Origin of the sequence: Sharpea azabuensis DSM 18934, assembly GCF_000702165.1 — a bacterium.
Classification (GTDB): domain Bacteria; phylum Bacillota_I; class Bacilli_A; order Erysipelotrichales; family Coprobacillaceae; genus Sharpea; species Sharpea azabuensis.
Genome location: NZ_JNKU01000030.1, coordinates 23,464 through 36,759, shown reverse-complemented (window position 1 = coordinate 36,759; position 13,296 = coordinate 23,464). Strand labels below are relative to the sequence as shown.

The following is a 13,296-nucleotide window of genomic DNA, read 5'->3' as shown; positions in this document are numbered from 1 at the left end:
AAAAATTATATTGATGAACATCATCTTGAACAGGACTACAGGATCGACTCTATTGGTTCCTCTATTTGAATATAGCGGATCACAGATATCATAGATAAAACTCCAGTCTACATATCTATCAAGTTTTCTTACCAGGTGGTCCTCTGGGACCAGGTCATCAAGCAGTGCACAGATCATGTACTGTTGCTTCTGTTCAGTCTTATTCTTAGCCATGCCACATCAGCTCCTTCATGCATATATTATACCATATATGAAGTATCATCTTGATATTTCTATTCTCCATACAAAAAAGACTGTCCACAATCATTTGATTGTCAACAGTCTGAAGAGATGAGCATAGCTCATCTCTCAGTCATCTTATTTCTGATAATCTACAGTAACGTTTGTTAATACAGACTTTAAGTTAGCTGTATTAGGATCGCCCTTAGCGTTAGCGTCAACATCAGCATAAGATACGATCTTGATTGAGCCGTCAGATACTTTCTTGAAGACTTCATCGTAATCAGCTTTCTTGAAGTTCTTGAATCTTGAGAAGTCTGGAGATAATCCAACGTCACCATCTTTTGCTTCAAGTAAGTGAACGCCACCTTCGAACTTGCCATCATAGCTTGCCTTGATTTCATCTTTGACAACTTTCTTGACATTTTTCATAGCTGAAGTAATAACTGTTTCAGACTGGCTCTTCTGGTCAGAGTCAACACCGATAACCTTCTTGTTTGTTTCTTTTGCAGCTGCAAAGATAGAGTTACAAATCTGACCACCACAAGAGAAGATGACTTCAGTGCCACCGTTATACCAACCAGTAGCTTTAGTCTTGATTTCTGGTGATTCATTGAATGAACCAGTGTAATAATACTTAACATCAACAGTTTTGTTCATTGCTTTAGCAGCATCGTTTGCACCCTGTAAATAACCATAGCCGTAGTTAATAACTGCAGGTAATGCGATACCACCCATGAAACCTAATTTTGTGTAGCCGTCTTTTACAGCTGCATAACCAGCTAAATAACCAGGCTGGAATTCCTTGAATGTAGCGGCATAAACATTGCTCTTTGGTTCAACGTTGTTACCTTTTGCATCCTGTGGCTGGAAGTCAATTAAGACAAAGTGAATATCTTTATACTTTTCATCGTTCTGAAATTCGCCCATAGCTGCTGCAAATTTGTAGCCAGGTAATACAATGACTTTAGCTCCGTTATCTTTTGCATTCTTGATCTGAGCTTTGTAACCTGCTGTATCGAAGTTTGCAGGCTTGTAATACTTGTATCCCTTTCCATTCTTTTCGCCATACTCCTTGACTGCTTCCCATGCAGACTGGTTGAATGACTTATCATTGATTCCTCCCGCATCAGTGATCAAGGCGATTTCAGGTTTTGATTTGCTTCCTGAACCACCACATCCTACTAATGCCATTGAAGCAACTAGTAATGATGCCATTAGCTTTTTCATTTTCCGCTTTCCTCCTTAAATAAATCTATAATTATAATATCACCCACAAGCAGCATTTAAAAGAAAATTCATGTGTTTTTAATATAATTTTTATTTTTGGTGTAATGTTGACATCAAAAAAAGAAGAGTAAGCATGGTTACTCTTCAAGAGGTTCTTCACTATAGGAACGAATGTAGACTTCTCTAGGCTTTGAACCAATCTGTGGACCAATGACACCATTCTCTTCAAGCTGGTCCATGATTCTTGCTGCTTTGTTGTAGCCGATACGGAAACGTCTTTGCAAGAGTGAAGTACTTGCACGCTGTTCCTGAATGACAAAATCACGACATTCTTCATACTCATCATCAAAGTCTGCATAGGGATCATCATCCTCACTGCTACTGCCTTTTTCATTGCTGGCTTCCTTAGCGTTGACATATTTATCTTCATATGTGGCATCCATCTGGCTAGAGGCATATTCAACAACACGCGCTACTTCACTATCATCGACAAATGCCCCCTGAACACGTGTCGCACTTGATGCATTCATTGGGCTAAAAAGCATATCCCCTTTGCCTAGCAGTTTCTCCGCCCCACCGCTATCAAGAATGGTTCTTGAATCAACGGAACTAGAAACGGCAAAAGCAATACGCGAAGGAATGTTCGCCTTGATGACACCAGTAATGATATTTGTTGAAGGTCTTTGGGTTGCCACAATCATATGAATACCAGCAGCACGAGCCATCTGTGAGATACGCATAATACAATCTTCGACCGTCTTACTCGCAACCATCATCAAGTCGGCAACTTCATCAAGAATCACAACAATATAAGGCATGATTTCTTTTTGTTCTTCTTCTTTTGCAGTCCGATTGAATTTCTTTGCATATTCATTGTAGTTTGTCATATTACGCTGATTGTTTTCGGCAAAGACTTCATAGCGTCTTTCCATTTCCTTGACAACTTCCTGCAATACGCCAGCTGCTTTCTTGGCATCAGTGACAACTGGTGCAAGAAGATGGGGAACACCATTGTAGTTCGAAAGTTCAACTTTCTTAGGATCGACTAGAATTAAACGGACTTGCTCCGGTGTTGCTTTCATCAGTAGAGATGTAATAATGACATTCACACAGACGGATTTACCTGAACCAGTTGCCCCGGCTATTAATAAGTGAGGCATCTTGTTCAATTCAGCAGTAACAATGTTTCCTTCAATATCTTTGCCAAGTGGTACCGCAAGAACATTATTGTATGTTGGATCTTTCTTTGATAGCTGGAAGACTTCATTGAAAGGCACCATGGCGGGTGTTTTATTTGGAATTTCAATGCCGACATAGGGCTTGCCTGGAATTGGCGCCTCTATACGGATTTCTTTAGCAGCTAAGGCAAGCTGAATATCATCCTGCAGGGAGAGAATCTTGTTGACACGCGTACCAATTTCAAGACGCAATTCATATTTTGTGACAGTCGGACCGATATGAAGCTCCTCGACATGAGCATTGACACCAAACTGCTTTAGTAACTCTTCAAGCGTTGCTGCGGTTGCTTTTGCATTATGCATTTCTTCATTGCTGCTTTTTGTACGCTTGATTGGATTTAAGAGCGTTACTGGTGGCAATTGGTAATGGGCAAGAGATGTTGCATGACTTGGCATTGGCACATCAACAACAGGTTCCTTCTTTTCTTGCTGCTTCGTCTTTTGAGGCTTTTTGTCTACTATATCGAGCCTTTCTGTCTGATCATTAAAGGCGAAAGCACTTGTGATTTCTGGCTCAAGAGGAACCTCTTTCTTCCTATCTTCAAAGACTTCATCAGGGAATAAAGGCAATTCCTCTTCTTTGTCACCAAGAAAATCAAAGAACTTAGGTCCCTTCTTTTTGACATAGACTTTATTGATTACTTGATCATCTTGATGATTAATAACTTTTGGCTCGATTGGTTTTTCTTTTCTTTCAGGTAAGGGATGTTCATCACGATATTGCTTATAGCGCAGATAAAGTTTTGTACCAACCATGATAAAGCCAATCGAAAAAATGATGATTGCAGCAATGAGTGCACCTAAGGCATCAAAGAGCTCACTGAGTCCACCATAAAGTACAATTCCCAGAAGTCCGCCTTTAAAGCTCATCTTGCCAGCAATATATTTCCCGATGAGATGTACCCCCTGCCCCTCTTTTGAAAAACAAAGGAAAATGAGAACAGCTACATACATCATATATGTTCCTACTGCCTCTGGTGAAGTAGGATTGACCACTTCTCCTTTAATAAAACTATTGATCAAGCCAAGTCCTATAAGACTTAATCCTATATATGTCATAATTGGGCCAAATAAATAACTTAGCCCATTAAATAAACCTTTTCCTACAAAGCCTAGATGTCCTAACGTAATAACAATGAAGAAAATCACGATAAGATTCAAGATACGAATCTTAAGGGGAGTGAGTGCTTCATTCTTTTTTACTACTTTTTTCTTTTTTTTCTTAGCCATACTGCCCCTCCATCCTTTGCATTATAGCAAATTCCTCATTCAAAGTAAAAGCAAGGTTTACCCTTGCTTAGACTTCAATAATAACGCCAATAAAGACTGGCTTTTTGCCTGTTTCTTTTGTGATATAACGCATACTTGCATCACGCATCGCATTACGAATTTCCTGGACATCTGTATCAGGATGATCCTTAAGCTTGCCAACAGCTTGTTCGCATAGCTCAATAACATGCTTGATGACATGTGCTGAATCTTTAAGATAGACAAAGCCTCTTGTCTGACAATCTGTCTGGGAGATGATTTCTTTTGTATTCTTATCGATTGTTACACCAACAACAACAATACCATCGTTGGATAGCTGAATACGATCATCAATAACCTTATCTCCAACATCTCCAATACCAGCACCATCAACCATGACGTCTTCAACTTCAATGACTTCACGATTAGCATTAAGCTTGCCTTTTTCAAAGCCTACACGTTCGCCGTTATCGAGAATGATGATATGATCATCTCTGATATTCATGCTTCTCGCAACTGCCGCATTTGCGACAAAGTTTTGATATTCACCTTTGATTGGTAAATAATATTTAGGCTTGAAGAACTGAATAAGGACTTTGAGGTCTTCCTCGCTTGCATGCATTGAGAATAGCTGCTTGTTTTTCAAGATGGCAACCTTGGCATCTGTCTTGTAGAGATCGTTGAAGCATTTGTTGGCAATCTTTTCTGTCCCTGGTAAGACTGGTGAGGCGAGAATGAATGTGTCACCTTCACGAATCTTTAAGAGATCATCGCCGCCATCAACGACATCGAGAATATCATTATAAATATTATGAGGGGCACCACTTAACAAGACAACATAGTTACGGTCTTTGCGGGCATTACCCAAGTTTTCTTTCTTGCCTAGATTACGTTCTGGAACAGAAATAACAGGTTCACGCATATTCTGTGAAAAGCGTAAAATAGAATTCGTTTTATCATATTTATCACGTCCATAGAAGACGATACGACGATGATATTTCTTTGTCAGTTCAATGATTTCCTTTGTTCTAAAGACATTTTGAGCATAGGATGTAATAATGATACGTCCCGTTGCTTCTTCAAATAAGCCTTCAATCTTATCGGTCAGCTTATGCTTTGGTGAAGTATAGCCTGATTTTCTAGCATAGGAAGATTCAGCCATCAAGACAAGAACGCCCTTCTTGCCAATTTCCATCATCTTTTGTAAGTCGGCTTTAAATCCATCCGGTGCACCAAAGTCAATAATAAATTCGCCACCATAGACAATATAGCCCTGAGGTGTATCAATCGCTACACCAATCGCTCCTGGAATAGAATGCGTGACAGGGAAGAATTCAACTCTTGTGCCTTCAATGATGGCATAGCCATTACGTTTAACACGTTTAATGGCTAGCTTTAAGTCAACACGACGGTGTCTTTCAAAACGTTCTACCATCTGCTCAATCAAATCAGCTGTCAGCGATGGTGCATAGACTGGAATGCCTGGAATGGCATTGAGTAAGTATGGTAAGGCTGCCATGGCATCATCATGGGCATGTGTGATGATAATTGCTGCGATGTCTTCCTTTCTCGAAATCAAATAATCAAAGCTAGGAATAACGATATCCACGCCTAGTTTATCAAGGTCGGGAAAACGATATCCTGCATCTATTATGAAAATCTTCTGGCCAACTTCAACACAGTACATGCTCTTGCCATTTTCAGCCTGTCCGCCAATAGGCAAAATATTTACAGTTTCGTTTTTCATTCATAAAATCCTTTCTTATAAAATGCTTGTATTTGCTAGGTACATGATAACACAAAGGCATTTTGATAACAATCGAACTCATCATTAAAATAAGAGAATACGCACCCCTATCACAAGGGGCATATCAGTATTATAATGGCTAAGAGGTGATTTATTTATGGGGATAATCTTTATCATTGCTGCCCTCTTTCTCTCTACGCGTGTTGATTTCATCAATGGAAATATGACCCATACAGCTTTGCTTCCTGAGTATCATTATCTGATGATTGTTTTTATCGTAGCCTTAGCTTTCTATTATATCTACAAACTTCATAATCATGATCATATCTTGCAGGGATTGGTCTATGCCTGTGCCCTTTGCCTCTTTGTGGGCATTCTTATTCCTTATACGGATAATCTTTTATATGAACATGCGCATATCTTTTTTACATCATTAGGTTCACTGTTTGCGATTGGTATAGTCATTCGTATGATTGATCGACAAAGTATGGTGAATTATCATAAGGCCATGATTGAGCGAGGCTACCTAATGTTTGTCATTGCCATGTTGTCTGCAATCTTCTTCTTTTGTGGACAATTCAATGGCTTGTTTGAAGTGACTGGTTTATCAGCATTTGTGTTATTTGTAGAATATGATATGAAAAAACCTCGGGATTAACCGAGGCTTCTTTTTAAGATGGCGTCGACGGAGGGATTCGAACCCGCGACCGCACGCTTAGAAGGCGTGTGCTCTATCCAGCTGAGCTACGTCGACATTTCTTAGTGCTATTCCATAATACATAAATAATGCTAAGAATGCAAGAAGAAATATGTTTTTCTTTGAAAAATTCATAAAAAAAGATATCCAATGATATCTATAAAAGATGGCGTCGACGGAGGGATTCGAACCCGCGACCGCACGCTTAGAAGGCGTGTGCTCTATCCAGCTGAGCTACGTCGACAACTTCAACGGGATTTATAATACCATATATCCCGTTAATGTCAATAATTAATTACAGTTCTTTGATTTCAGCACTGGTAATCTGACCATCATCAAGGGTTACAACCGCGTAAGAGCGCTTGCTGCCTCCCCTTGGCCATGAAGTGCTGCCAGGATTGATGAAGGTATATTTACCCTCACTCTTAATTGAAGGCATATGGGTATGACCAGAGAACATAAGCGTACAGCCGTGTTTCTTTAAGTCCTTGATCATATGCTTTTCGCGGTCAAAATAGCCATAGAACTGCCCGTGTGTGATGAGTATTGAAACACCTTCAACCTTTAACTTCGCAAAGCGAGGTAAATCTAAACCCCAGTCATTGTTTCCGGCAACACATACAAATCCTTCTAATTGCATCTTATGGGACGCTTCTGAATCGCCACAATGAATATAGAGATCTGCATCAGGTTCTAATACGCGAATATCGCTCATGATATTCATGTCACCATGATTATCTGACATAATTACGAGTTTTTTCATTTCTTTTCCTCATTCTGTATATTGTATTCTTCTAATGATTGTTTATTCTCATGAAGCTTATTTGCTACATCTTTTCCAACATAGCGATAAATATGAGCATCATAAGTATGATTTGTAATACTTGCCTTATCATGGTCATAACGAATCACAAAGCCGTATTTATAGGCATTCGCTTCAAGCCAGGCGGCCTGCTGACTCTGGGCAAAGTTATTATAGCCAAGATCTAAATGGGTAAAGCTGATCGTATTGCCAAGCTGGAATTCGTTGTAGCCTGGAAGATTCGTTTCGCTTTCATAAGGCACATAGGCTTTATGGACGACAAGGTCATCGCTGAGCTTGCCCATATCTTTAAGCATAGTACGCAAAGCTTCATAAGCATCTTTCTTGAGATACATATCATAATGACTTCTTTGGATACCTTCAATTAAGACAAGGTTGGATGGTACATAGGAACCAATGAACTGATTGTCACTTAGCGTGAGTGTATTCTTAGAAGGGTTATCAACAAGTACTGTATTTTGATCACTTGCCCTTGTCATGAGTATTTTTAGCGAATCTTGCGAATAGTACTTTGTAGCCGTCTGGAAGAACTGAGATATCTCTGCATCTTTGAATCCCCTGCTGGCAAGTGTTGAATGATAGCTTTCAAAGTCATCAACATAGCCGTTGGCATTATAGAGTTTTTTCAAGATAATGTAATCTTTGCGATGATCATAGTTAAAATTATCTTTTTCAAGATAAGCCGATAGAAGTTTATTGGAAACAAGATATTTAGCAATTTCTTCCTGGTTTGAATTAAATTCATCATTAAGCTTTTTAACAAGCTTATTCCCTACTGTGACAAGATTACTTCCCTTATATTCACCATCGGCAATAAGAATCTCATAATACTTATAGTTGTGGATATCAAAACCTGAATAAGGCATATAATTTAAAAGATGGGTTATGGATATCTGATTTTCAACAAGGTATTCCTGATCCTTTTTGCTTAAATACTGCTCGATGATTGCTCTGTTATCATTATTAATATCGTTGATGCGATAGAATCTGTCATAGCGCTGATTGACAACATAATAAGACGCAAGAAAAAGAAGTGTAACCAATAAAAATAGTTGCCACCCTTTAAAGGCTGCATGCCAATCTTTCATAGGATCACCTCTCTCCTAAGCATAAAGTTTACTGATTATCGTCTTTGACGTCAAGCGTGTCTTGTCGATGCAGGACTTCATAGAGATCAGCAGCGACATTCTTAGGGACAACTTCAGCGAGTTCTTCAACACTTGCTTCACGCATTTTCTTTACGGATTTGAATTTATTAAGTAATTTACGTTTTCTTGTCTCACCTATTCCATCCACTTCATCAAGTAATGAAGCAAAGAGTGATTTGCTTCTCACTTGGCGGTGGAAAGAAATGGCATATCTATGGACTTCGTCCTGCATTCTTGTCAATAAGAAGAATAGCTGACTTTTTGGGTCGATTTCCACCTGCTGACCATTGCCATCAATAAGCATCGCGGTTGAATGCTTGTCATCTTTGGCAAGACCGCAGATATGCACGTCAACATGGAGGCTTTCAATGACTTCTTTGGCAACTTTGATCTGGCCAAGTCCCCCATCGACAATAATCATATCAGCCATCTTCTGACCCTCTACAAGCTGACGATAATAGCGACGATAGATGACTTCTTTCATGCTGGCATAATCATCAGGTCCTTCGACTGTCTTGATTTTAAAGCGGCGATAGTCTTTCTTACTTGGTTTGCCATCCTTAAAGACAACCATCCCTGCCACGGCATAAGCTCCCTGGATGTTGGAGTTATCGTAGAGCTCAATATAATGGGGTGTTGGAATGGATAAGAGTCTGCCTAACTCCTCAATAGCACCAATCGTCTTCGCTTCATTTTGTTGCTTCAGCAAGAATTTCTTTTCCAAGGCTTCCTTGGCATTCTTGATAGCCATATCCACCAAGGCTTTCTTCTGTCCACGCTGGGGCTGAAGAATATTGGTTTCAATAATCTGGCTGATCAGTTCAATATCCAAGTCATTTGGCACAAGCAATTCTTTTGGTGGCGTATTTTCCTGATAATAAGAAACAAGGAAGGTAACAAGGTCTTCCTGATAGTCATCAGATACAGGCACCAAATTAAATTCATGGGACAAGAGCTTACCTGAACGCATGAAGAAGAGCTGTAAAGAAATATAGCCTTTATCAATATAGTATCCAAGAATATCTCTGTTTTCTTTGTTGTTGGAATCAATAGATTGTTTACCTGTGACATATTGAATGGATTGAATGAGATCACGATATTCAAGCGCCTGTTCAAAGTTAAGCGCAGCCGAAGCTTCTTCCATCTTGCTTGTCAGTTCATCAATCTTTTCTTTTGTATGGCCATTCATGAAACTGATGACTTCTTTCCTTATTTCTGCTTCCTGCTCTTCTAAGCCTTCATGAATACATGGTCCTAAGCACTGGCCTAATGAGTAGTAGAGGCAAGGCTTATTAGGAATATGGTTGCATTTTCTAAGTGGGAAGAGCTTATTGAGAAGCTTAAAGGTGCTTCTTGCTGCACCAGCATCTGGATATGGTCCAAAATGTTTCGCTTTTTTATCTTTAGCATTTCTTACGATTTTTAAACGGGGATGCTCTTCATCAGTTAACTGGATGTAGGGATAGAATGTCCCATCCATGAACATGATATTATATTCTGGGGCATAATCCTTGATTAAATTGATTTCAAGCAGGAGTGCTTCTTTTTCACTTCCTACCACAATGTAATCAAAATCCCAGATATTCTCGACAAGCTTGGTTGTCTTGTAGTTATGAGCTCCCGTAAAATAAGAAGAAACACGGTTCTTTAACTTTCGCGCCTTACCTACATAAATAATTTTTCCTTCTTTATTCTTCATGAGGTAACAGCCAGGTGAAAGCGGAAGTAAAGCAAGTTTCTTCTTGATATATTCAAGATTTTTATTCAAGATCAACAACAGTAGCGCCTAATCCACCTTCATTAGGACCACCGTCACGGAATGCTTTGACATTCTTATTTGTCTTCAACATTTTTCTTACACCATTACGTAAGACACCTGTACCCATGCCATGAACGATACGTACACTTGGATAACCTAGGACAATGGCATCGTCAATGAACTTGTCGACTGTATCCATTGCCTCCTGATAACGCATGCCGATGATATTGACTTCATAATGCCCTGTTTTCTTCATCTTAGGACGACCACCAGATTTCACTTTCTGCACTTTTGTCTTTGGATGCAGGAAGGTAATATCAGTATCTTTGAGCTTGATGGCAAGACCGGATACAAGAACAGTAACTTGGTGATTCTTGAGCACTTCGCTAATATCCCCTTCCCTGTTCATGGAATCAATCTTGACATGATCACCAACGACAAATGTATGGTTCTGTACTTTGACTTTTTGTTTCTTTTCATACTTTAGGTCATCAAGCATATGTTTGGCATTGAGAACTTCATGATCTTTGATATTGTCCTTTTCACGCACTTCCTTGACAATTTCATCAATCATCTTTTTGGTATCATCAAGTAATGCATTGGATGCTTTTTTAGCTTGTTCCAATGTTGCTTCTCTTTGTCTTTCAATACCGGCAAGCTTCTTTTCATAGGATTGCTTATCAGCTTGAGCTTGAGCTAATGTTTTTGTGAGATATTCCTCTTTTTCACTAAGTTCCGCTTCTTTTATTGCAAGCTTCTTGGCCAGGCGTTCTGTTTCATTTTCATCCTCTTGTTGATAAGCTAAGGCTTTTTTGATGATTGCTTCATCCATACCTAAGTTCTCTGCAATCTCAAAGGCATATGATGAACCGATTGTATCAAGCTTCAGCTTGTATGTTGGCTTCATTGTTTCAATATTAAAGCCAACCGACGCAAGAGCAATATCATCATGGGCTTGTCCATAATTCTTCAAGCTGCCATAGTGCGTTGTGATGATGAGTGTACATCCCTTTTGTATAAAAGCATCTATCATGGCCTTGGCTAGGGCACTACCTTCCTGAGGATCAGTACCTGACCCAATTTCATCAATAAGAACAAGGGAATGCTTGCTGGCAAGATGCAAATACTGAATTTGCTTTTTAACATGGGATGAATAGGTAGATAATGATTCTGCAATACTCTGATCATCACCCATATCTACATAGATTTCATCAAAGAAAGGAATGGTTGCCTTCGTTGCACTGACAGGTAAGCCAGCTTCTGCCATTAAAGACAGCAAGCCTGCCGTTTTAAGCGTAACGGTTTTACCACCGGTATTACTTCCTGTAATCATTAAGACTTTTTGTTTTAAAATAATGTCATTGGCAACAACTTTCTCAGGATTAATAAGGGGGTGGCGGGCTTGATGCAAGCTCAAATTTCCATTTTGAACAACATCAGGCATCATACCATCAATGAAGTTACCATATTCAGCTTTCGCAAAGATAAAATCAAGCACTGTCACAAGTTCAAGGTCATAACTTAATGATATGGCGATACGCTTCACGTAACGACTAAGTGTTTTGAGAATACGACGTATTTCTTCTTGTTCATCAGCTCTTAAATCATTGAGCTCATTGTTCATTGTAACAACACGTTCAGGCTCAATATAGAATGTCTGGCCTGAGGCACTTGTGGCATGGACAAGCCCTTTGATTTCTGAGCGATGGTCATTTTTAACCGCTAAAACAAGACGATCATTACGGCTAGTTAGGTTATCTAGTGATAATGCATCACCACTTGTCTTGAGATAGGATTCCATTGTTTTACGAATCGAGGATGTCAATGAGCGCATGCTTTTGCGAATTTTTAATAAAGCAGCACTTGCATCATCAGCAATGCTGAAGTCAGGAAGAATGCAGCGTTCAATTTCACTTTTTAAATGCTCATCACCCTCTAATGTCGTAGCATAGTCCCTCAGTGCAACAATCTCACCTTCATAGCTTGCAAAATAGCTTTTAAGATGAGAGACATTATCAAGGACATGATAGATGGCATAGAGTTCTTCTGGCGAAAGAATGGCATCTGTTTTGGCAAGTTTAATAGCGCCGCTGATATCATCCATGGCATTGATAGGAAGACGTCCTAAAAGACGCGCGATATCCATTGCTTCATTCGTACGTTTTATTTCATCATGAAGTTCATCAAGATCTTTGTAGGCAGTAAGATCTAAAACACGCTTTGTCGCTAAAGAGCTGTGAGCGTACATAGCAACCTGATCAAGAATCTTTGAGAATTCTAAAGGTTTATTATTCATCATTATGCATCACCTATATTTTCTAATAAGAGTGTTTTATGGGCATCATCGTAGGATGTTGCCTGAAGTATTTCGACTAGGACTTGTTTGCGGCTAGATGTGAGTGCTGGATGGTATTGGAGAATATCCTTTCCAAGCTGTTTTTCAACAATGCTAGCGGCATGCGTCTTAGAAATGAGATGGTATTGGTAGCTATCTGTCAGCATATTCAGCATCCCTTCGAGCACTTCCTTGCTGCTGGCATGTGCACCTTGAGAAAATAAGCTTTGATCCTTCATATGATTTGACAGATTGCTTGTATTAGCAGGGAAACTGTTGACAATCTTTGTGGCAATAACAGCCTGACTTACATAAGTCCTGCCATCTTTGACAAATGGAACAATGATCATCGTTAAAATAAGGCCGGAAATCAGGTAAGCTTCAAGTATCCCTACCATCGCTCCAAGAAAACGGTTAATCAAAGCTGTTAATCGCAACGTTTCACTTAAATGCGTTAATACTGGCTTTAATAATAAACCCAGAAGCTTTCTGACAACAAGCAAGATGATGAGAATTATCAAAAAGATAAGGATCTGATTTATAAAAGGTCCAATGAATTCATAGACTGGACTGTTGTCACTATTATGTAAAGTAATAAGATTGCTGAAGGCTGGCGTTAAGTAGAACGAAAGCATGAAAACAAGCAGAGCTGTTGCGATATCATAGAATCGTACGATAAAGCCCTCTTTAGCACCTTTAGCAAACATCAGTAAGAAATAAATTGTTATGATAAAATCAATCATAATTGCGATTAATTGAGAATTCATATGCAATCACCCGCAACATTATAGCAAATGAAATTTATACTGTCAAAATGTTGATTCGTGTGATAAAATATATGAAGAGGTGAAT

General features: G+C 39.2%; 10 protein-coding genes and 2 tRNA genes. 1 reads left to right on the top strand and 11 read right to left on the bottom strand.

Annotated elements, in window-relative coordinates; translation table 11 throughout:
• The 4 genes from T529_RS0107430 to T529_RS0107415 form a co-directional block, all read right to left on the bottom strand.
• The coding region (locus T529_RS0107430; RefSeq protein ID WP_033162978.1) for a transposase at nucleotides 1-213 on the bottom strand (213 nt) is incomplete at its 3' end.
• Nucleotides 214-357: 144 nt separating this feature from the next.
• Complete coding sequence (locus T529_RS0107425; RefSeq protein WP_033162977.1) at nucleotides 358-1,449, bottom strand: BMP family lipoprotein; 1,092 nt, start codon at nucleotides 1,447-1,449, stop codon at nucleotides 358-360.
• A gap of 137 nt (nucleotides 1,450-1,586) precedes the next feature.
• Nucleotides 1,587-3,917, bottom strand: a complete 2,331-nt coding sequence (locus T529_RS0107420; RefSeq protein ID WP_033162976.1) for an FtsK/SpoIIIE family DNA translocase — start codon at nucleotides 3,915-3,917, stop codon at nucleotides 1,587-1,589.
• Between the two features lie 67 nt (nucleotides 3,918-3,984).
• The gene (locus T529_RS0107415; protein ID WP_033162975.1) at nucleotides 3,985-5,682 is read right to left on the bottom strand and encodes a ribonuclease J; all 1,698 of its coding nucleotides are present in this window, start codon (nucleotides 5,680-5,682) and stop codon (nucleotides 3,985-3,987) included.
• A gap of 157 nt (nucleotides 5,683-5,839) precedes the next feature.
• Between T529_RS0107415 and T529_RS0107410 the strand changes: the two genes are divergently transcribed.
• Nucleotides 5,840-6,340, top strand: a complete 501-nt coding sequence (locus T529_RS0107410; RefSeq protein ID WP_033162974.1) for a hypothetical protein — start codon at nucleotides 5,840-5,842, stop codon at nucleotides 6,338-6,340.
• A gap of 19 nt (nucleotides 6,341-6,359) precedes the next feature.
• On the opposite strand, the gene T529_RS0107405 is transcribed toward T529_RS0107410, so the two are convergent.
• The 7 genes from T529_RS0107405 to T529_RS0107375 form a co-directional block, all read right to left on the bottom strand.
• A tRNA-Arg gene (locus tag T529_RS0107405) sits at nucleotides 6,360-6,436 on the bottom strand.
• Nucleotides 6,437-6,546: 110 nt separating this feature from the next.
• Nucleotides 6,547-6,623 (bottom strand) — tRNA-Arg (locus tag T529_RS0107400).
• Nucleotides 6,624-6,674: 51 nt separating this feature from the next.
• Entirely contained in the window at nucleotides 6,675-7,142 is a 468-nt protein-coding gene (locus tag T529_RS0107395; RefSeq protein ID WP_033162973.1) for a metallophosphoesterase family protein, read from the bottom strand.
• Entirely contained in the window at nucleotides 7,139-8,290 is a 1,152-nt protein-coding gene (locus tag T529_RS12580) for a M15 family metallopeptidase (protein WP_051646909.1), read from the bottom strand. Before T529_RS12580 ends, T529_RS0107395 begins: the two co-directional genes overlap by 4 nt.
• A gap of 28 nt (nucleotides 8,291-8,318) precedes the next feature.
• Nucleotides 8,319-10,118 carry an excinuclease ABC subunit UvrC gene (gene uvrC / locus T529_RS0107385; protein ID WP_033162985.1) on the bottom strand — a complete coding sequence of 600 codons (1,800 nt, stop codon included), beginning with the start codon at nucleotides 10,116-10,118 and terminating at the stop codon, nucleotides 8,319-8,321.
• Complete coding sequence (locus T529_RS0107380; protein ID WP_051646908.1) at nucleotides 10,111-12,408, bottom strand: endonuclease MutS2; 2,298 nt, start codon at nucleotides 12,406-12,408, stop codon at nucleotides 10,111-10,113. The genes uvrC and T529_RS0107380 overlap by 8 nt, the downstream gene beginning before the upstream one ends.
• Entirely contained in the window at nucleotides 12,408-13,211 is an 804-nt protein-coding gene (locus T529_RS0107375; RefSeq protein WP_033162972.1) for a CvpA family protein, read from the bottom strand. Before T529_RS0107375 ends, T529_RS0107380 begins: the two co-directional genes overlap by 1 nt.
• Between the last annotated feature and the right edge of the window lie 85 nt (nucleotides 13,212-13,296).